The 19,969-nt window shown below is 72.3% G+C and carries 19 protein-coding genes; 12 read left to right on the top strand and 7 right to left on the bottom strand.

Annotation, left to right across the window (positions count from 1 at the left end; translation table 11 throughout):
- Positions 1–172: 172 nt before the first annotated feature.
- The 7 genes from ACLQ2N_RS11945 to ACLQ2N_RS11975 all read left to right on the top strand — a co-directional run bounded on the left by ACLQ2N_RS11945 (position 173) and on the right by ACLQ2N_RS11975 (position 5,436).
- Positions 173–1,294, top strand: a complete 1,122-nt coding sequence (locus ACLQ2N_RS11945; RefSeq protein WP_425811903.1) for a SchA/CurD-like domain-containing protein — start codon at positions 173–175, stop codon at positions 1,292–1,294.
- A gap of 74 nt (positions 1,295–1,368) precedes the next feature.
- Positions 1,369–1,803 (top strand): cupin domain-containing protein, encoded by a 435-nt coding sequence (locus tag ACLQ2N_RS11950; RefSeq protein WP_361030151.1) that lies wholly within the window; start codon positions 1,369–1,371, stop codon positions 1,801–1,803.
- On the top strand, positions 1,800–3,059 hold the full coding sequence (locus ACLQ2N_RS11955; protein ID WP_425811906.1) for a beta-ketoacyl-[acyl-carrier-protein] synthase family protein: 1,260 nt from the start codon (positions 1,800–1,802) through the stop codon (positions 3,057–3,059). Before ACLQ2N_RS11950 ends, ACLQ2N_RS11955 begins: the two co-directional genes overlap by 4 nt.
- Complete coding sequence (locus ACLQ2N_RS11960) at positions 3,059–4,297, top strand: ketosynthase chain-length factor (RefSeq protein ID WP_425811908.1); 1,239 nt, start codon at positions 3,059–3,061, stop codon at positions 4,295–4,297. Before ACLQ2N_RS11955 ends, ACLQ2N_RS11960 begins: the two co-directional genes overlap by 1 nt.
- A 47-nt stretch (positions 4,298–4,344) precedes the next feature.
- On the top strand, positions 4,345–4,602 hold the full coding sequence (locus ACLQ2N_RS11965; protein WP_425811910.1) for an acyl carrier protein: 258 nt from the start codon (positions 4,345–4,347) through the stop codon (positions 4,600–4,602).
- Position 4,603: 1 nt separating this feature from the next.
- Positions 4,604–5,083, top strand: coding sequence for an SRPBCC family protein (locus tag ACLQ2N_RS11970; protein WP_425811912.1), 480 nt, complete (start codon positions 4,604–4,606; stop codon positions 5,081–5,083).
- A 20-nt stretch (positions 5,084–5,103) separates the two neighbouring features.
- Positions 5,104–5,436, top strand: a complete 333-nt coding sequence (locus tag ACLQ2N_RS11975) for a TcmI family type II polyketide cyclase (RefSeq protein ID WP_425811914.1) — start codon at positions 5,104–5,106, stop codon at positions 5,434–5,436.
- A gap of 69 nt (positions 5,437–5,505) precedes the next feature.
- Here ACLQ2N_RS11975 and ACLQ2N_RS11980 read toward each other — a convergent pair whose 3' ends face one another.
- Complete coding sequence (locus tag ACLQ2N_RS11980; RefSeq protein WP_425811916.1) at positions 5,506–6,567, bottom strand: methyltransferase; 1,062 nt, start codon at positions 6,565–6,567, stop codon at positions 5,506–5,508.
- Positions 6,568–6,602: 35 nt separating this feature from the next.
- Positions 6,603–7,676: a right-handed parallel beta-helix repeat-containing protein gene (locus tag ACLQ2N_RS11985; RefSeq protein WP_425811918.1), complete on the bottom strand. Its 1,074-nt coding sequence runs from the start codon at positions 7,674–7,676 to the stop codon at positions 6,603–6,605.
- A 108-nt stretch (positions 7,677–7,784) separates the two neighbouring features.
- Between ACLQ2N_RS11985 and ACLQ2N_RS11990 the strand changes: the two genes are divergently transcribed.
- Both ACLQ2N_RS11990 and ACLQ2N_RS11995 read left to right on the top strand, forming a co-directional pair.
- A complete protein-coding gene (locus ACLQ2N_RS11990) occupies positions 7,785–8,192 on the top strand; it encodes an ACT domain-containing protein (protein WP_425811920.1) in 408 nt (135 codons plus the stop codon).
- 112 nt (positions 8,193–8,304) lie between these two features.
- Positions 8,305–8,805 (top strand): hypothetical protein, encoded by a 501-nt coding sequence (locus ACLQ2N_RS11995; protein ID WP_026171499.1) that lies wholly within the window; start codon positions 8,305–8,307, stop codon positions 8,803–8,805.
- A gap of 57 nt (positions 8,806–8,862) precedes the next feature.
- Here the strand turns inward: ACLQ2N_RS11995 and ACLQ2N_RS12000 are convergent, their stop codons facing one another.
- Positions 8,863–11,076 carry a terpene synthase family protein gene (locus ACLQ2N_RS12000; protein ID WP_425811922.1) on the bottom strand — a complete coding sequence of 738 codons (2,214 nt, stop codon included), beginning with the start codon at positions 11,074–11,076 and terminating at the stop codon, positions 8,863–8,865.
- Positions 11,077–11,424: 348 nt separating this feature from the next.
- Between ACLQ2N_RS12000 and ACLQ2N_RS12005 the strand changes: the two genes are divergently transcribed.
- Complete coding sequence (locus ACLQ2N_RS12005; RefSeq protein ID WP_425811924.1) at positions 11,425–12,756, top strand: N-acetylmuramoyl-L-alanine amidase; 1,332 nt, start codon at positions 11,425–11,427, stop codon at positions 12,754–12,756.
- A gap of 87 nt (positions 12,757–12,843) precedes the next feature.
- Here the strand turns inward: ACLQ2N_RS12005 and ACLQ2N_RS12010 are convergent, their stop codons facing one another.
- Positions 12,844–13,980, bottom strand: coding sequence for an aminoglycoside phosphotransferase family protein (locus ACLQ2N_RS12010; RefSeq protein ID WP_425811926.1), 1,137 nt, complete (start codon positions 13,978–13,980; stop codon positions 12,844–12,846).
- Positions 13,981–14,212: 232 nt separating this feature from the next.
- Here ACLQ2N_RS12010 and ACLQ2N_RS12015 point away from each other — a divergent pair, with 232 nt between their 5' ends.
- The gene (locus tag ACLQ2N_RS12015; RefSeq protein ID WP_425811928.1) at positions 14,213–15,706 is read left to right on the top strand and encodes a hypothetical protein; all 1,494 of its coding nucleotides are present in this window, start codon (positions 14,213–14,215) and stop codon (positions 15,704–15,706) included.
- A 54-nt stretch (positions 15,707–15,760) separates the two neighbouring features.
- Here the strand turns inward: ACLQ2N_RS12015 and ACLQ2N_RS12020 are convergent, their stop codons facing one another.
- The gene (locus tag ACLQ2N_RS12020) at positions 15,761–17,191 is read right to left on the bottom strand and encodes a PP2C family protein-serine/threonine phosphatase (protein ID WP_425811930.1); all 1,431 of its coding nucleotides are present in this window, start codon (positions 17,189–17,191) and stop codon (positions 15,761–15,763) included.
- Positions 17,192–17,522: 331 nt separating this feature from the next.
- Here ACLQ2N_RS12020 and ACLQ2N_RS12025 point away from each other — a divergent pair, with 331 nt between their 5' ends.
- Entirely contained in the window at positions 17,523–17,783 is a 261-nt protein-coding gene (locus tag ACLQ2N_RS12025) for a type B 50S ribosomal protein L31 (protein ID WP_161210646.1), read from the top strand.
- A 125-nt stretch (positions 17,784–17,908) separates the two neighbouring features.
- Here ACLQ2N_RS12025 and ACLQ2N_RS12030 read toward each other — a convergent pair whose 3' ends face one another.
- Positions 17,909–18,595 (bottom strand): YoaK family protein, encoded by a 687-nt coding sequence (locus ACLQ2N_RS12030; RefSeq protein WP_425811932.1) that lies wholly within the window; start codon positions 18,593–18,595, stop codon positions 17,909–17,911.
- Positions 18,592–19,965: a cryptochrome/photolyase family protein gene (locus ACLQ2N_RS12035; RefSeq protein WP_425811934.1), complete on the bottom strand. Its 1,374-nt coding sequence runs from the start codon at positions 19,963–19,965 to the stop codon at positions 18,592–18,594. Before ACLQ2N_RS12035 ends, ACLQ2N_RS12030 begins: the two co-directional genes overlap by 4 nt.
- Positions 19,966–19,969 lie beyond the last annotated feature (4 nt).

Genomic DNA, 19,969 nt, shown 5'->3' on the forward strand with positions numbered 1-19,969 from the left:
TACAGATGCACTGTCCATGCCCGGGCCGGAGCCCGTCGGAGCCCTTCGGACGCCTGCTCACCTGAACGGTTCATAAATCTCGCGTCGGGCGGACCAGCGTTTCACGATCGGTCACGGAGACGGCCGGGTCTCCCGGCATTCCTGCCTCCCCACCGTCGAAGGAGTTCACCAGATGACCACCACCCTCTCGGAACGGATCTCACAGTCCGCCTTCGACGGATCCCGGCTGCGCGTCGTGCTGCTGCTGGACCTGCACGACGGCGCCCAGAAGCAGTTCCTGGAGGCGTACGAGCACATGCGCAACCAGGTCGCTTCCATCCCCGGCCACATCAGCGACCAGCTGTGCCAGTCCATCGAGAATCCCTCGCAGTGGCTGATCACCAGCGAGTGGGAGAGCGCCCCGCCCTTCCTCGCCTGGGTGAACAGCGAGGAGCACGTCGCCACCGTGCAGCCCCTGCACAGCTGCGTACGCGACACGAGGTCGCTGCGGTTCAGCGTGCTGCGCGAGACCGGCAAGGGCTTCGAGGCCGTCCCCGAACCGCTCAAGGGCAGCCTCCAGACCTCCCCGCGCCTCGGCGACGGCGTCGTACGCCACGCGCTCACCTTCACCGTGAAGCCCGGCACCGAGGACATCGTCGCGAAGCTCCTCGCCGACTACGAGTCGCCCCGCTCCCGCGTGGACGACCACACCCGGCTGCGCCGCACCTCGCTGTTCATGCACGGCAACCGCGTGGTGCGCGCCGTCGAGGTCGAGGGCGACCTGATGGCCGCGCTGCGCCACGTCTCCCGCCAGCCCGAGATCCGCGCCGTCGAGGAGGCCATCAACCCCTACCTCGAACAGGACCGGGACCTCGCCGACCCCGACTCCGCCCGGATGTTCTTCACCCGCGCGGCCCTGCCCACCGTGCACCACGTGTCGGCCGGCCGCCACGCCCCCGAGAGCCTGCACCGGCACGCCGTGTTCTACCAGGCCAAGGAGGGCTGCGGCATGGCCCTGGCCCGCCTCCTGGCCGGCCACGACGAGGAGGCCGCCGACGACACCGGCAGCCCCATCGACAGCAGCACCATCTTCCAGCGCGACGACGTCGTCGTACGCCTCCTGGAAGCGGGCGGCCCCCTCGACGCGCAGCCCGCCCAGGCACTCGGCATCCACGGCCCCGGCAAGGCGGCCCGCCTGGCCCGCCTCCTCGCCGGCGAGGCGAACACCGTCCCCGCCACCGACGAGGACGCCGCGCGCTTCCTCGCCCGGTCCGAGATGCGGCTGATCACCGACCGGCGCGCCGCCGATTCCTGAACCGCGCTCCGGCACCCGGGGCCCTCGCCCGACCCGTCACCACCGCGCGCCCTGCGCCCAGGAGGAGAAGCAGAATGACCACCCACCGGCCACGCATCGTGGACCTCAGTGAGACCCAGCCCAACACCAGGCGCGGAGGCGACCTGCGCGCCATGCTCACCCCCACAGCGGTGGGCGCCACCAGCGGCTTCATGGGCCTCGCCCTCGTCGACCCCGGCGACCGCATCGGCGAGCACTACCACCCGTACTCCGAGGAGTTCGTATACGTCGTGCAGGGGCACCTGGAGGTCGACCTGGACGGGGAGACGCACACCATGCGCCCCGACCAGGGCCTGCTGATCCCCCCGCACGTGCGCCACCGCTTCCGCAACGTCGGCGACACCGAGGCCCGCATGGTCTTCCACCTCGGCCCGCTCGCCCCCCGCCCCGAACTCGGCCACGTCGACACCGAAGTGACCGAGACCGCCGAGCGCGGCGCCCCGCCAGAACGAACCGAGGCCGCGTCATGACCCGGCGCGTCGCGGTCACCGGAGTCGGCGTCGTCGCCCCGGGCGGCATCGGGGCCCCGGCCTTCTGGGACCTGCTCTCCAACGGCCGCACCGCGACCCGGGGCATCACCCTCTTCGACCCCGCGGGATTCCGCTCCCGGATCGCCGCCGAGTGCGACTTCGACCCGGCCGCCCACGGGCTGGACGACGAGGACACCGCGCGCGCGGACCGCTATGTGCAGTTCGCGATGGTCGCCGCCCGCGAGGCGCTGGCCGACGCCGGTCTGGACCCGGAGCACACCGACCCCTGGCGGATGGGGGTCTCCCTCGGCACCGCGGTCGGCGGAACCACCCGGCTGGAGCACGACTACGTCGCCGTCAGCGAGAAGGGCGCGCGCTGGGACGTCGACCACCGCCGGGCCGGGCCCCACCTGGAACACGCCTTCTCGCCCAGTTCGCTGGCCTCCGCCATCGCCGAGCAGGTCGGCGCCCACGGCCCCGTGCAGACCGTCTCCACCGGCTGCACCTCGGGCCTGGACGCCATCGGCTACGCCTTCCACTCCATCGAGGAGGGCCGGGTCGACGTCTGCATAGCCGGTGCGTCGGACTCGCCGATCACCCCGATCACCGTGGCGTGCTTCGACGCGATCAAGGCGACCTCCCCCAACAACGACGACGCGGAGCACGCCTCCCGCCCGTTCGACGCCCGCCGCGACGGCTTCGTCATGGGCGAGGGCGGGGCCGTACTCGTCCTGGAGGAGCTGGAGCACGCCCGGGCCCGCGGGGCGACGGTGTACTGCGAGATCGCCGGCTACGCCACCTTCGGCAACGCGTACCACATGACCGGGCTCACCCCCGAGGGTCTGGAGATGGCCGAGGCCATCAACCGCGCGCTCGGCCACGCCCGGATCTCCCCGCAGGACATCGACTACGTCAACGCGCACGGCTCGGGCACCAAGCAGAACGACCGGCACGAGACCGCCGCGGTCAAGCGGGCCCTCGGGGCGCACGCCCACAAGGTGCCGATGAGCTCCATCAAGTCGATGGTGGGCCACTCCCTCGGCGCGATCGGCGCCATCGAGATCGCCGCGTGCGTCCTGGCCCTGGTCAACCAGACCGTGCCGCCGACGGCGAACTACGAGTCCCCGGACCCGGAGTGCGACCTCGACTACGTGCCGCGCACCGCCCGCCCCCTGAAGCTGCGCAGTGTCCTCTCGGTCGGCAGCGGCTTCGGCGGCTTCCAGTCCGCGGTGGCCCTGACCCGAGGGAGGACATGATGAGCACCCGCAAGGCCCGGCGCACCGTTGTCACCGGCATCGGCGTCGTCGCTCCCAACGGCACCAGCACCGAAGCCTTCTGGAAGCGCACCCAGGAGGGCATGAGCGTGCTGGACCGGGTCACTCGCGAAGGCTGCGAGCAGCTGCCGCTGCGCGTCGCCGGCGAGGTCCGCGGCTTCGACCCGGTGGCGCTCATCGAGGAGCGCTACCTCGTCCAGACCGACCGGTTCACGCACTTCGCGATGGCCGCCGCCGACATGGCGCTGGACGACGCCCGGCTCGGCCGCGCCGACTACGAGGACCGGCCGTTCGGCGTCGGCGTGGTCACCGCGGCCGGCTCCGGCGGCGGCGAGTTCGGCCAGCGCGAACTCCAGCGGCTGTGGGGCCAGGGCTCCACATATGTCGGCCCCTACCAGTCGATCGCCTGGTTCTACGCGGCGAGCACCGGCCAGATCTCCATCCGCGGCGGCTTCAAGGGCCCGTGCGCGGTGGTGGCCAGCGACGAGGCGGGCGGCCTGGACGCGCTCGCGCACGCCGACCGCTCCGTGCGGCGCGGCACCGACGCGGTCGTGGTCGGCGCCGCGGAGGCCCCGCTCGCGCCGTACTCCGTGGTCTGCCAGCTGGGCTACCGCGACCTGAGCGCAGCTGAGGACCCGACGCGCGCCTACCGCCCCTTCACCTCGGACGCCTGCGGCTTCGTGCCCGCCGAGGGCGGCGCGATGTTCGTGGTCGAGGAGGAGGAGACGGCCCGTGAGCGCGGCGCCCGGGTCCGGGCGGAGATCGCGGGCCACGCCGCTACCTTCACGACGCCCGCCCACTGGGAGGATTCCCGCGAGGGCCTCGCCCACGCCATCGAGGGCGCGCTGCGAGAAGCCGGCTGCGCCCCCGACGAGGTCGACGTCGTCTTCGCGGACGCGCTCGGCTCCCCGGCCGCCGACCGGGCCGAGGCGCTGGCGCTGGCCGACGCGCTCGGCCCGCACAGCCGGCGCGTCCCCGTGACCGCCCCCAAGACCGGCATCGGCCGGGCCTACTGCGGCGGCCCGGTGCTGGACGCGGTCGCGGCCGTACTGGCCATGGAGAACGGCCTCGTCCCGCCCACGCCCAACGTCTTCGAGGTCTGCCACGACCTCGACGTCGTCACCGAGCGGGCCCGCCCCGCCGAACTGCGCACCGCGCTCGTGCTCAGCCGCGGCCTCATGGGCTCGAACGCGGCCCTGGTGCTCCGGCGCCCCGCGTGAACCCGTACACCCCCGCGCCCACCCCTCGTGAGAAGGAGAAGTCCCTCATGACCGAACGACTGACGTACGCAGAACTCGCCGCCCTCATGAAGAAGGGCGCCGGCCTCTCCGTCGACCCCAAGGAGATGGAGAACCGCTCCGACTCCGCCTTCGAGGAGTACGGCCTGGACTCCCTCGGGCTGCTCGGCATCGTCGGCGTACTGGAGAACCGGCACGGTCAGCCGCTGCCGGCCGACGCGGACCGGTGCAAGACGCCCCGTGAGTTCCTCGACCTCGTCAACAACAGCCTCATGACAGGAGCCTGACGTGTCCGGACACACCGAGAACGAGATCGTCATCGCCGCCCCCCTGGACCTCGTCTGGGACATGACGAACGACCTGGAGAACTGGCCGCAGCTCTTCAGCGAGTACGCGGCCGTCGAGGTCATGGAACGGGACGGCGAGCGCACCACCTTCCGTCTGACCATGCACCCCGACGAGAACGGCAAGGTGTGGAGCTGGGTCTCCGAGCGCACCACCGACCGGCCGGGCCGCACCGTGCGGGCCCGCCGCGTCGAGCCCGGGCCGTTCCAGCACATGGACATCCGGTGGGAGTACACCGAGGTCCCCGGCGGCACCCGCATGCACTGGCAGCAGGACTTCGCGATGCGCCCCGACGCGCCGGTGGACGACGCCTGGATGACCGACAACATCAACCGGAACTCCAAGGTCCAGATGGCGCTGATCCGGGACAAGATCGAGCAGCGCGACCGCGAGGGCCGCTCCGCCGCCGTCCCGGCCAACTGACCGGCAGAGGGGCACCACTCATGCACCACGCACTGATCGTCGCCCGGATGGCGCCGGGATCCGCCCCGGACATCGCGGACCTGTTCGCCGCGTCCGACAACAGCGAACTGCCGCACCTGGTCGGGGTCACCCGCCGCAAGCTCTTCCAGTTCGGTGACGTCTACCTGCACATGATCGAGTCCGAGCGCCCGCCGGGCCCGGAGATCGCCAAGGTGACGGAGCACCCGGAGTTCCGGGCCATCAGCGAACGGCTCACCGCCTTCGTCAGCCCGTACGACCCCGAGACATGGCGCGGGCCCAAGGACGCGATGGCCCAGGAGTTCTACCGCTGGGAGCGCGACGCCACCGCGTGAGCGACGCCCAACCGCCCCGGCCCCTGCACTTCGCGGGGGACCGGGGCGGTTTTGACGTGCGCTGCGAGGTCAGTCCGGCACCACGCACTCGAAGGCGTGCAGATACGCGTTGACCGGCCGGACGCCGTCGATCCGCAGCCCCGCCTCGGAGAGCCGGTCCACCAGACTCTGCCGGGTGTGCTTGGCGCCCCCCACGTTCAGGAGCAGCAGCAGGTCCATGGCGGTCGTGAACCGCATCGACGGGGTGTCGTCCACCAGGTTCTCGATGACGACGACCCGGGCGCCGGGACGGGCCGCCCGGACGACGGCGGCGAGCGCCCGGCGGGTGCTCCCGTCGTCCCACTCCAGGATGTTCTTGATGATGTAGAGGTCGGCGGCGACCGGGATGCCCTCCCGGCAGTCCCCGGCCACGATGGACGCCCGCCCGGCCAGCGCGCCGCCGTCCCGCAGCCGCTCGTCGGCCCGGGCGACGACCCCCGGCAGGTCCATCAGGGTGCCGCTCACCGACGGGTGCTTCTCCAGCAGGCTCGCCAGCACGTGCCCCTGGCCGCCGCCGATGTCGGCCACCGACGCGACACCGCTGAGGTCGAGCAGGGCGGCGACGTCCAGCGCGGACTGCACGCTGGAGGTGGTCATGGCCGCGTTGAACACCTGCGCCGACTCGTGGGCGTCCTGGTGGAGGTAGTCGAAGAACTCCTTGCCGAACACGTCCTCGAAGACGTTGCCGCCGGAGCGCACCGCGTCCTCCAGGTGGGGCCAGACCTCCCAGGTCCACGGCTCCGTGCACCACAGTGAGATCGCCCGCAGGCTGTCCGGGGCGTCCTTGCGCAGCAGCCGGGACATGTCGGTGTGCGCGAAGGTGCCGTCGGCGTTCTCCGTGAAGACGCCGTGGCAGGCCAGCGCCCGCAGCAGCCGCCGCAGCGGCCCGGGCTCGGCCCCCACCGCGTCGGCGAGCCGCTCCGCGGTCTCGGGGGTCTCGCCGAGCGCGTCGGCGACACCGAGCCGGGCGACGGCGCGCACGGCGGCGGAACGGGCCGCGCCGAACACGAGCTCGCGCAGCCGCATCGCCGGCTGCGGGGTGGGAAGGGGCTGGACGGGAGTGGTGCCGGGGGTGGTGCTCACGGTGGTCATGCCGTCTCGCTTCTCCTCGTACGGGGGGTCACCGGTCAGCACATCCCGGCCGGTGCGGAGGTCGTGCAGACATTGCCGGCGAACCGGTTGCCCGTGCCGGTGTCCCGGTCCGCCAGGTCCGCCGGCAGGTTGCCGAGGACGACGTTGCCGCTGACGGTGTTGTCGGTGTTCTTCGCGCCCACGAAGCTCTTGAAGAGCACGACGCCGCCCGACAGCGGGGTCGCGCCCACGTTGTCGCGGATCACGTTGTTCCGCACTTCGGTGGACGCTGTGCCGGTCAGCACGATCCCGGAACCCTGGATCGCGGGCAGCCGGTCGGTGGCGGCGCAGAACTTGTTGTTGCCGGTGATCCGGTTCGAGCGGACCGACATGGCACCGGCCTGCGGGGTGCCCTCGTCGCCCACGACGAACACGCCGCTGCAGTTGGCGGTGAAGGTGTTGTCGCGCACCGACAGGTTGCGCACCCGCCGCGCGGTGAACCCGATCCGGTTGTCGGTCAGCGTGTTGCCCTGGACCCGGGTGCCGCCGGTGTCGGTGGCGCCGCCCTCCTCGTCGACGCTGTTGGCCACGAAGATGCCCGCGTCCCCGTTGGAGCGGGCGGTGCTGTCCCGGATGCCGGAGCGGGTGGACCGCTGCTGCGCGATGCCCCAGACACCGTTGGAGTCGGCGGTCACCGAGCGGACGGACAGCCGGTCCGTCCAGGACGCCCACAGGCCGCTGCGGGCGAACCCGGTGACGCGCAGGGACCTGACGGTCACCCCGTCCACGGTGTCGTCCGCCGTCCCCAGGACGCAGATCCCGTTGCCCGCACCCGCGCAGTCGTCGCCGGAGGCGGCCCGGCCGGCCGCGGGCATGATGACCGTGTCGTCCCCGGAGCCGCGCAGGGTCAGGCCCGGCGTGCTGATCCGGACGCTCTCGCGGTAGGTCCCGGGCCGGACGACGATGGTGTCCCCGGGCTGTGCGGCGTCCACCGCCGCCTGGATGGACTGCCCCGGTGACACCACGCGCGTGCCGGCCGCGGCGGCCGGCACGGACGGCACCGCCGCGGCCAGTCCGGCGGCCGATGCGGCTGCGATGCTCACGAGGCGAGTGATGTGTCGTTTCCTCATGAGCCGAAGCTATGGGCGATCCCGGCTCGGTGCCACGCACGGTGAGCGGTTGGACGCGGGGCGTGCCCGAATGGCTCACGTCCGGCCCCCCTCGGTAGCGTGGTGGCCGTGACAGCCGAACGCGATCTCCGAGTCCTGCTGAGCGGCCTGAGCCCCGAGCCGCACCCCGGCCGGTACGTCTACGCCACCGTGGCCGACGGCGTTCTGCCCGACGGTGCCGCACCCGTCGTCACGGTCCGCGAGGGTGAAGGGCTCACCCTGGTGCTCCCCGAGGCCGAGGCCGCTGCGGCCGGGCTGACGTACACCTATGTCGCCGGCTGGATCACCCTGCGGGTGCACTCGGCGCTGGAGGCGGTGGGGCTGACCGCCGCCGTCTCGCTCGCCCTGACCGACGCGGGGATCAGCTGCAACGTGGTGGCGGGGTTTCACCACGACCACCTCTTCGTGCCGTACGAGCGGGTGGACGAGGCCGTCGCCGTACTGGAACGGCTGGCCGCGGAGTCGCGCACCGGGTGAGAGGTGTGCACACGAGGAGCGTGCGCGGGGTGCGGAGGTGTGCCCCGGGCCTGGGCATATGCCGGTCCGGGCCCGGCTCGGCGAGGTGAGCCAGGACACGTAACATGTGTGCATGTCCTTCCTCCGCCGCCGCAGCGCCGCCACCCCCGCGGGCCCCGACTTCGACGTCCTGGCCATGGACCCCGGTGACTGGCCCGGCAACCTCGGCGCCGGTCTGCTCCCCGCCCCCGACGGCAGCTGCCAGGGTGTGTTCCTCCGGTACGACCTGTTCGGCGGGCGCGGCCCGGCGATGATCATCGGCAACCTGCCGGAGGGCTCGCCCGCGCGCGAGACCGAGGAGGGGCAGGTCCCCTTCGAGGTGGCCCAGTTGCTGCTGGCACTGGAGAACGACGAGCCGGTCGAGGTCACCGGCACCGAGGACATGCCCGTCATGCAGGGCGACAACCTCATGATCGTGCGCCGGGTGAAGCTCTCCGAGAGCCGCATCTCCTGCGTGCAGTTCGACCGCAGCGACGGTGTGCTCGTCACCATCGCCAGCTGGGACCGGCCCATCACCGACGACCTGTACGCCCTCCTCAAGCCGCTGCCCGCCGAACTCTTCCAGCAGGGCTGAGCCCACACCCCGGCCACCGGGCCGCGCCGCCCGGTGACCGAGGCGCACCGGCGGGAGCTACGCGTTCGCTCCCACCGGCCGGCCGAACAGGGCAGCCACCTTCGCCGCCGAAGTGCCCAGCCCCGTGGGGCCGTTGAGGTGCCACGGGGCGCCGGTGCCCCGCCGCAGATCCTCCTCGCGGTAGCGCCGGCAGCCCCGGTGCCAGATCAGGATCCCGGCGATCCAGTGCTTGAGTTCCTGCACATAGCCCGCCAGCGTCTCCCTGGCTTCGGCGTCCAGGCCGAAGTCGTCGTACAGCACGGGCAGTTCGTTCTCCGCGACATGGAGGAACTGCCGCAGCCGCGACTTCATCAGGTCGTACAGGATCGCCATCCCCGTCGGGTAGTCCACCCCGAAGAAGTTCTGCACGACCAGGACCCCGTTGTGCACCTCGCCCTCGTACTCGATCTCCTTCTGGTACGAGAACAGGTCGTTGAGCAGCGCCGCGTAGTCGGCGGCCGCGTTCTCCAGGGCGCGCAGCGGGCCGCTCTCGTAGATCTCCCGCGGCACCTTGCGGCCGTGCCCGATCCGGCACAGGCTCATCGTCAGGTCCGAGCCGAAGGTCATGCGCCGCATCTCGACGTAGTCCACCGGATCGGGGATCCGGTGCTGCGCCTGGTTCGCCAGCTCCCACAGCCAGCTCTCCGTCATGTCCTCGACGGACTTGCGGAACGCGCGGCGCCCGGCGTCGTCCATCGGGCCCGCGGTGCGTGCCCACAGGTCGCCGAGACTGCGCTCCAGCGCGTTGACGGGTTCCGGCGTCGCGCCCCCGTCCAGCGGCATGAACAGCGACAGGCGCTCGTTGGCCAGCCGGGCCCCCGCCAGGTCCCGTGACCGGCCGTGCACGACCGGGAACCAGTCGTCGCCGTACGTCCCCCACGCCAGCCACCCCGAGGACAGGTCGAGCTCGTCCGGGGTCGCGTCCGGGTGGATACCGGCCGCGCACAGCGGCAGGTCGATCGCCCGCAGCCGCTCCTCGTCCCAGATGTGCGAACCCGGCACTCCGGGCTGCGGCCCCAGGATGCCCATCCGGTCGGCCCAGACCACCAGCCGCTCGCGCGCGCCCTCCAGATGCGGGCTCAACGTCGTGCCGAAGGGAAGGTCGAAGTCGGGCAGCAGGGATGGGCCCACGTGCTGGAAGAGCGCATGGCTGTGGCTGCGCAGCCGGGCCGCCTCGGAGCGCCGGGTGAACCGGATCGACGCGGCGGACATCCCGAAGCCGGGCTCGGCCTCGCCGGCGCCGCCGTCGTTCATGTAGCGACTGGAGCGCATGTGCCACTCATGGCCGCCGGACTGCCAGTCCTGCAACCCCTTCACGTATGCCCCGACCGCGGCCGTCTGTGCCGCGTCCAGCCCCTTGGCCGCGCAGAGCGGGCCCACCTCGGTCAGCGCGGTGTTCTCGAACTGCTGGAGCCTGGACGTCAGCAGGTCGTTCACCGCCTCGGCCGCCTCCTGCGTCGAGCAGTCGAGGAAGCGTTCGAGGACCAGCACTCCGTTGCTGTTCTCACCCTCGTCCTCCACCTCGCGCTGGTACGAGAAGAGGTCGTTGCGCAGATGGACCCCGTCCGAGAAAGCGTCGCGCAGCACCCGCAGCGCCCGTTCACCGGCGACCGCCTCCGGTACCTCGGCCCCGGCCGCGTACTCCACGAGACCGGCCGACCAGGGGGCTCCGCCCACCTTGCGGCGCATCTCGATGTACTCGACGGGGTTCGCGATGCGGCCCTCGTTGATGTTGGCGAGTTCCCACAGCGACTCGTTGAGCAGGTTCCTGGTCGACTCCGCGAACCGGACCCGCCACGCGTCGGACATCGCGGGCACCGTACGCGCCCACAGATCCGCGAGCCCCGCCTCCACCGGGTTCTCCGGCTCGGGCACCGGCGCGCCGCGCTCCATCGGCATGAACGCGGGCAGCCGGTCCAGATACCGTTTGCCGCCCTCGCGGTCCGGGGTCCGTTTGAACAGCTCCAGGAAGTGGTCGTCGAAGAAGAAGACCCACACGTACCAGTCGGTGACGAGCGACAGCGCCTCGGCCGAGCAGTCGGGATGGGTGTACGCGCACAGCAGCGCGTAGTCGTGCGCGTCGAGGTCCTTCTCCTCCCAGATACCGGACCCCTCCAGCATCCCCATGGCCCGCGCCCACGTCTTCGTGTGCTGCCGGGCCTCCTCCACGTGGGGGTTGAGACGCGCCGGATACGGAACATAGAAGTCCGGCAGGGTGAACGGCTGAGCCATGTGCGTCCGGCCTTTCCGAGAGCCATTGCGTGGGAACCACGCGCATCGGTCCTGTCGGCGCCAGCACTACCCTTGGTCCGTTCGGGGCACGCACCCGAGCGATTAGTCACACCGCAGAGCGCCCGTTCGAGGGACACCCGTGCCGGACCGGGCGCGTAAAACCTCGGTAACGAGCGATCGCCACACCCCTGCCGTTTCCCGCCGTTCGCAGGTCAAGGACCCTGTCAGTGGTCTGGTCCAGTGGCTCAACGCGCTTCCCGCTCCCGACTCTTGACGCCCCTTCATCCCGGGTCACAGAGTGTGCGCGCACGCCCGCCACGGCTCCACCCGGCTCTACGAAGGGTTGTCATGACGTCCAAGCAGAGGACCAGGCTCGCACTCGCCTTCACCACCGCCGGGGCACTGAGCCTCGCACTGCTCAGCCCCGCCGCCCCGGCCGGCGCCGACGGGGTCCGGCCCGAGTGCCCGCGCGGTCTCGCCTGCGACTGGGTCCCGGCCGCCTACCAGCAGACCGGCGACCCGGCCGACAAGGAGACGTACGGCAACTACGACACCGCCGACCGGCCGCACACCAACAAGATCAAGTTCATCGTGCTGCACGACACCGAGGAGGACTTCGACACCACCCTGAAGATCTTCCAGAACCCGCTGAAGCAGACCTCGGCCCACTACGTCGTGCGCTCCGCCGACGGGCACGTCACCCAGATGGTCAAGAACAAGGACGTCGCCTGGCAGGCCGGCAACTGGTACGTCAACAGCCACTCCATCGGCATCGAGCAGGAAGGCGTCGCCGTCGACGGCGCCCAGTGGTACACCCCCGAGATGTACCGCTCGACCGCCGCGCTCGTGCGCTACCTCGCCGCCGAGTACGACATCCCCCTCGACCGCCAGCACATCATCGGCCACGACGGCGTTCCGCCCACCAGCGCCGCCGGCACCAAGAACATGCACTGGGACCCGGGTACCTACTGGGACTGGAACCACTTCATGGCGCTGCTGGGCGAGCCCACCGTGCCCACCGCCCGCCCGGGCAGCCAACTGGTCACCGTCAGCCCGAGGTTCAAGGACAACAAGCAGGCGTTCCGTGACTGCGAGAAGAACGTGGACCTGCCCGTCCAGGGCTCCAGCGCCGTCCCGCTGCACACCGCGCCCTCCGACGACGCGCCCCTCTTCTCCGACCCCGGCATCCACCCGGACGGCTCGCCCGGCACCAACTGCGCCGCCGACTGGGGCAGCAAGATCAGTGCCACCCAGCAGGCCGTCGTCGCCGGCCGCGCCCCCGGCTGGACGGCCATCTGGTGGTACGGCGAGAAGGCGTGGTTCCGCACCCCCGCCCACACCCGCACCACCGTCCCCACATCCGGCTACGTCGTCCGCCCGAAGCCCGGCAGGGCGCAGGTGCCGGTGTACGGGGTCGCCTACCCGGAGAAGTCGGAGTACCCGGCGGACTTCGCGGACCAGCGGGTCGGCGCGCCCCTCCCGTACACGATCAAGGCCGGCCAGTCCTACCCCGGTGGCGGCGAGGCGCCCACCGGCTTCTTCTACGCACCGACGATCGACGCCTCCTACCCGCTGGACCACGCGTACTTCAAGGGCGAGGAGAAGTACCTGACGGTCCAGATCGGCCACCGCGTCGCCTTCGTCAAGGCGTCCGACGTGGACGTCGTGCGCGCCCGCTGAAGCCAGGAACCGGCACGCGCACACCAGCGCGCCGCGGGCCCGGTGTGTCGGCACCGTACCCGCGGCGCGCCCCATGGGGCCGGCCGGTCAGCGCGTGCCGACCGCCGCCCGCACGGCGTTCCGGGCCATCGCGCAGTCGTCGTGCAGCCGGCGCAGCAGCAGCCGCTGCTCCTCTCCCGGGGCGAGCGCCCCCGGCCTCTCCGGCACGGCCCGGGCGGGCCCGGCCTCCCGCATGGCCCGCTGCACGGCCGTCTCGTACCGGCGGATCTCCCGCGTGAGCACGAGCATCAGGTTGACCAGGAACGCGTCGCGCGCCGCCGGACCGGCGACCTGCGCCAGCTTGCTGATCTCGCGCCGGGCCACCGGGGCGTCACCCAGCACCGACCACAGCGTCGCCAGGTCGTACCCCGGCAGATACCAGCCCGCGTGCTCCCAGTCCACCAGTACCGGCCCCGTGGGCGACAGCAGGATGTTGGAGAGCAGTGCGTCCCCGTGGCAGAACTGCCCCATCCCGTGGCGCCCGCCGGAGTGCGCGATCCCGTGCAGCAGCTTCTGCAGGTCGCCCAGGTCCCGGTCGGTGAAGAGACCCAGCTCGTGGTAGCGGGCGATCCGCGCCGCGTAGTCGAGCGGCGCCTCGAACAGGCCCGCCGGCGGACGCCAGGCGTTCACCCGGGCCACCGCCCCGAGCACGGCCCGCAGGTCCGCGCGCGGCGGAGCCTCGGCCGGGTGGCGCGTCAGGGCGGCCACCCGGCCCGGCATCCGCTCGATGACCAGCGTGCAGTTCTCCGGGTCGGCGGCGATGAGCCGGGGCACCCGTACCGGCGGGCGGTGCCGGACGAACGCCCGGTATGCCGCTATCTCGTGCCGGAACCGCTCCGACCACTCGGGGGAGTGGTCCAGTAAACACTTCGCCACCGCCGTCGCGCGCCCCGTGGAGCCGACCAGCAGCACCGAACGCCCGCTGCGCCGCAGCACCTGCACCGGATTGAACTCCGGGCAGATCCGGTGCACGGACGCGATCACCATCCTCAGCTGGGCGCCCTGGGGACCCGACAGGTCCAGCCGGCCGCCGAGGGAGGGGACACCTGGCCCTCCCGGCCGCCGGGGGCGCCCGATGCCGGGGGCCGGGACGGTCGCGCGCGGGTCGAGATACGGTCCGCCGCCCGCCTGGAGGGGACGCAGCGGCCGGGGCGGGGCGGACACGGAGGACGATGCTGTGTACATGGGCGATACAGATCCCTTCGTGCGCCGACAAGTTGCGTGCGCCACCCCGGCCGGCGGCCGTTCGGCACCCTGGGGAGTACCGAGGGCTGCCGGGCGGGGTTGCGCTTTCCTACCTGACACCGGCGCGTGGGTGTCTCTCGACATAGCGCACCCTGGCGAAACCCTGGCGAATAGTCGCAGGGCATCTGACAGGGGGTTACTGTCAACACAGCCGAGAACCTGGGGGCTTGACGTGACCGGAGAACCCAACACCCGCCTGTCGGACCTGTTCGGCCTTGCCGGCTGGTCCAAGGGCGAACTCGCGAGAATGGTGAACCGGAAGGCGGCGGCCATGGGCCACCCCCAACTGGCCACCGACACCTCGCGCGTGCGGCGCTGGATCGACATGGGGGAGTCACCCCGCGATCCCGTGCCGAAGGTGCTGGCGGCTCTGTTCACCGAGCGGCTCGGTCGTGTCGTGACCATCGAGGACCTCGGGTTCGGCCGGCGCGGGCGTGTGGGGAAGCGGCGAGAGGCCGGGACGCAGGACAATCCCGAGCAACTCCCGTGGGCGCCCGAGCGGACGGCAGCGGTCCTCACCGAATTCACGGGAATGGACCTCATGCTCAACCGACGCGGCTTGATGAGCGCGGGCGCCGCGCTCGCCGCCGGCTCCGCCATCGCCGGCCCCATGTACGACTGGCTGCACACCGACCCCGTACTGGCGGCCGACGCCCCGCGCGCCGGCGGCCCGGTACACGCCGACCCGGCAGGCTTCGACCTGTACGAGGCCGCTCCCATCGGCTCCGAGGAGATCGATGCGCTGGAGCGGTCCGTCGAGGTCTTCCGCGCCTGGGACGCGTCCCGGGGCGGCGGGCTCCAGCGCAAAGCAGTGGTGGGCCAGCTCAACGAGGTGGGCGGAATGCTCTCGTACCACCACCCCGCCGATCTCCAGCGGCGGTTGTGGGGCGTCGCCGCCAACCTCGCCGTCCTGGCGGGATGGATGTCGCACGACGTGGGCCTCGAACCCACCGCGCAGAAGTACTTCATCATCGCCGCGCACGCGGCCCGCGAGGGCGGCGACCGCCCGCGCGCGGGCGAGGCGCTGTCCCGGGCGGCCCGCCAGATGGTCCACCTGGGCCGTCCCGACGACGCGCTGGACCTGATGAAGCTCGCCAAGTCGGGCTCCGGGGACGGCGTCCTGCCGCGCACCCAGGCGATGCTCTGCACCATCGAGGCGTGGGCGCAGGCGTCCATGGGCCGGGGCCAGGCCATGCGGCGCACGCTGGGCCGGGCCGAGGAGCTCTTCGTCTCGGACAAGACCGACGTGCCCCCGCCCAGCTGGATGCAGATGTTCGACGAGGCCGACATGCACGGCATGCAGGCCCTGGCCTTCCGTACGCTCGCGGAACACGAGCCCTCGGCGGCGGTCATCGCCCAACGGCACGCGAAGCAGGCCCTGGAGCTGCGGGTCAACGGCCGCGAGCGGTCCAAGATCTTCGACTACATCTCGCTCGCCTCGGCGTGCTTCATCGCCGACGACCCGGAACAGGCCGACCGCTACGCCCGGCTCGCCCTGGTCACGATGGGGGAGACATCCTCCCACCGGACCTGGGACCGGCTGCGCGAGATGTACCGGCTGACCGGGCAGTACTCCGGCTACGCGAAGATCGAGGACCTGCGCGAGGAGATCGAGCTCGCCGTGCCGCCGAACCAGCGCAAGAAGTCGAGGAGCGCTGAGATCTGAGGAGCCCCGGGGCGCGACGAGCAGCGGGCTCCGCCGAGGGCGGCTGCCGCTTCCCTACGCCCCGACGCGGGCGACCAGCACGCACGCGTCGTCCAGCCGCTCGGTCCCGCCGAACGCCTCGGCGACGATCCGTACGCACTCCCGCGCCGAGCGGGCCTCGGCGAAGCGCGGGGCCAGCCCCAGCAGCGTCTCCGTGCCCGGGCGCGCGCCACCGTGCCCGGCGGCGTCGTCGCGGGCCAGTCCGTCGGTGTGCAGCACCAGCACGTCGCCGGGCAGCAGGTGCGCCTCGTCCTGCTCGTAGGCGGCCCCGGAGGACGCTCCGAGCAGCACTCCGTCCGGCACGGGCAGCGGGCGCCCGGTGCCGTCGCGGAAGAGCAGGGGAGCGGGGTGTCCGGCCTGCGCCCATTCCAGGGTGCGCGTGGCCGGGTCGAACCTGCCGCAGACGGCGCTCCCCAGAGCAGGCTGAACGGAGGTCTCCACCAACTGATTGAGGTGCCCGAGGAGGGTGCCGGGCTCGATGCCGGCCATCGCCATGCCGCGCACCGCGCCCACCACCACGGCCATGGCGGAGGTGGCCTGGACGCCGTGGCCGGTGAGATCGCCGACGGTGAGCATCGTCCTGCCGTCGGGCAGCTCCATGGCGTCGTACCAGCCGCCGCCGACCAGGGCGCTCGTCTCGGACGGCAGGTAGTGCGCGGCGATGTCCAGGGCGCCGGGCCCGTGGCCGGGGAGCCGGAGGGAGGTCTGCCACGGCGGCAGGACGGCTTCCGCCGGCTCCGCAGCGGCCCGGTGTCCGGCCTCGGAGTGGGGCTGTTCGCGGCGCAGGGACTCATGGGTGCGGCGCACCACCCGCTGGCTGCGCCGCAGCGCGCTGACGTCTCGCAGGACGGCCCACATGGAGGCGGTGCAGCCGTCCGTGTCGAGGACGGGCTCGCCCATCATGTGCAGGGTCCGGACGCGCCCGTCGGTGTGCCGGATGCGGAACTCGCCGTCTATCGGCTTGCCGTCCACCAGGCAGTCCGTGACGAGCGCGGTGAGTAACGGCTGGTCCTCGGGGAGCAGTCGGGAGGGCAGGGCGTCGAGTGAGAGCCCGCCCGCCTCCGGGTCACGGCCGAAGATCGGGAACAGCTCGTCGGACCAGCTGACCTCGTCGGTGAGCAGATTCCACTCGGCGCTGCCGACCCGGCCGATCAGGGAGCCGGCGGGCTCGCCGGCACCGTCGGCGGGCTGTTCGGAGGGCTCGGCGGGCAGGCCGTCCCGGAGCTGTCCCAGCTGTGTGCCCAGGTCGTCCAAGTGGTGGACCGCCAGCTCGCACAGCGCTCGCTGCCAGCGCGTTTGAGGGTCGTCCTCGTCCACGCGTACGGCGTCGCGCCGCACGGCGTCCACGTCGCCACGCAGCCGGCGCGTGCGGTGGATCAACGCGTCGACGGCTTCGCGCTCGGGCGGCTGCGGGGCGGAGCGGTCCGCGGAGAGGGGGGACGGCATGTCGTACTCCGATACAGGGCGGCACAACCAGTGACGAAGGGTGGACCGCATACGACTTTCGCACAGCCGGAAGAGGCCCGTAAGTGGTTTGGCAACACTCGATGCGTTCTTGCATCCGGCATATGCCAGCGGCTGACTGTAGCCCATCCTCTTTCGAACAGCCTTGCTGCTGGCGGCGGTTGGTGCAAGTCGCGAGGTGAGGGGCGGCCGGGAATGCGACGGCGGGGGACCATGTTGTACCGGCAGAACGAAAACGAATCCCGTTCCCACAAGGGCCGGGTGCCGTGATCGTCACCGCGCACGACCGTCCGCGTCCAGGAAGGAACGCCTCATGAAGTCCCGAATCCACCCCGTCTCCCGTCCGGTGGTCTTCCGCGACCGCGCCGCCGGGACCGCCTTCCTCACCCGCTCCACCGCCGACTCCGACCGGCGCGTGACGTGGGAGGACGGCCGGAGCTATCCCGTCATCGACGTGGAGACCTCGTCGGCGAGCCACCCGTTCTACACGGGCACCCGGCAGGTGCTGGACACGGCGGGCCGGATCGAGCGGTTCCACCGCCGCTACGGCACCGAGGCGCCCGCCGCCCGGTGAGTGAGGCGCCGTCCATACCGCCGGAGTCCGTGCCCTGGATCACAGTCCGGGGCCGCGATTGCCGGGAACAGGGCGTGGTGGTTTATCGTTCACCTATATGTGGATGACGCACTGAGCGCCCACATTCAGGCCGCCCCGGCTGGATTCCCCCGATCCGGCCGGGGCTTCCCCTTTCCCGGACCGGCCGCCGCCCGCCCCGGCTGCGCCGTAGCCTCCACCAGCAGCGCAGCCGCGGCCGGCGCCGCGGCCACCACCGCCCCGCCCGCCGGCCACCACCGCAAGGTCAGCGCCGCGAGCGCGGCCCCCGCCACCACGGCGGCCAGCCGCCCGGCGGCCCAGGCGTCGTCGCCTCGCCACGCCCCCACCGCGAAGCGGCCGACGAGCGACGTCAGCGTTCCGGTGAAGTAGTTCGTGGGCGTCGCCCGCACCCGGCCCTGGATGCCCATCGCCAGCCCCATGAGCACCAGCAGACCCAGCCGGCCCGCGTCCGACGGCGCCGGCCGGGCCGCCCACAGCCCGGCGCCCGCCGCGAGCAGCACCACCTCGGCCGGCAGCATCAGCGGGACCCGCCGCCACATCCGCTCACCCACCAGTGCGGCACCGGCCACCCCGCAGCCGTACGAGACCAGTGCGGCGGCCACCCGCAGCGCGACGCCCTCCTCGCCCGCCCCCGCGGCCGAGGCGCCCAGCAGTACCAGGTTCCCCGTCATCACGCCGGCGAAGACCTGGCCGACACCGAGGAAGACGAACGCGTCCGCCGCCCCGGACGCCGCCGACAGCAGGACCAGCGCGCCGCGCTCCCGCGCCCTCACTCCAGCCCACGCGCCTGCCGGAACCGGGCCAGGCCCTCGGCCAGTTCCACCACGGGCTCCGGATAGTCCAGGCCCTCCCGCTCCGCGTCCGGCAACTTCCACGGCTCGTGCACGGTGGACCCGGGCACCGGCGACAGCTCCGGCACCCAGCGCCGTACGTACTCCCCGTCCGGGTCGAGCCGCTTGCCCTGGACGACGGGGTTGAGCACCCGGTTGGGCCGGCTGTCGGTACCGGTGCCCGCCATCCACTGCCAGTTCATCTGGTTGTTGGGGATGTCGCCGTCCACCAGGAGATCCAGGAAGTGGCGCGCCCCGACCCGCCAGTCCACGTACAGCGTCTTGGTCAGGAAGGAAGCGGTGAGCAGCCGGCCCCGGTTGTGCATCCAGCCCTCGTGGCGCAGCTGGCGCATCGCGGCGTCGACCATCGGATAGCCGGTGCGCCCCTGCCGCCACGCCTCGACCTCGTCGGCCGCCTCCGCCTCGGACCGCCACCGGTCGTGCTTGTCGCGGTAGTTCTCGTGCGACGAGGCGGGCCGGGCCGCGAGGACCTGGTAGTGGAACTCCCGCCAGCACAGCTGCCGCACGAACGCCTCGGCCCCCGCGCCGCCCGCGTCCCGGCACCGGTGCACCAGCTCGACGGGGGACAGGGTGCCGAAGTGCAGATGCGGGGAGAGGCGCGAGGTGCCGTCGGCAGCCAGGTCGTCGTGCCGGTCCTCGTACGCGGTGAGCCCGTGCCGCCGCCAGGCCGTGAACGCCTTGCGTCCCGCCTGCTCGCCGCCCTCCGCGAGCCCTTCCGACACGCCGGAGACGTCGCCGCGCGAGGGCACCTTCTCGGAGCGCGGCCCCTGGGGCACCCGGACCGTGCGCGGCGCGCCGAACACGTCGCGCAGCCGCTCCCGCGACCAGCGCCTGAAGTACGGGGTGAACACGGCGAAGTGGTCCGAGGAGGCCGGCGTCACCGCACCGGGCGCCACCGCGGTGACCACCCCGTCGTGGACGCGCAGCCGGCGCCCGTCCGCCTCCAGCGCCTCGCGCAGCCGCTCCTCGCGGCGGCGGGCGTACCCGCTGACGCCCGCCGCCATGTGCACCTCGTCGGCGCCGGTCTCCGAGGCGACCCCGCACACCTCCTCGGCCACGTCCCCGGACCGCAGGACCAGCCGGCCGCCCCGGTCACGCAGTCCGGCATCGAGGTCGCGCAGACAGTCCGCCAGGAACGCGCGCCGATTCGGGGCGTCGAAACCGGCCGCCCCGATGGCGCCGTCCCGGACGAACAGAGGCACGATCTCGTCGGCCGACGCGAGCGCGGCGCGCAGCGGCGGATGGTCGTGCAGACGCAGGTCGGCGGTGAACAGGACGACCGCAACGGTCATGGCG

Source organism: Streptomyces sp. DT224 (assembly GCF_049844595.1).
In the GTDB taxonomy this organism is placed as follows: Bacteria; Actinomycetota; Actinomycetes; order Streptomycetales; family Streptomycetaceae; genus Streptomyces.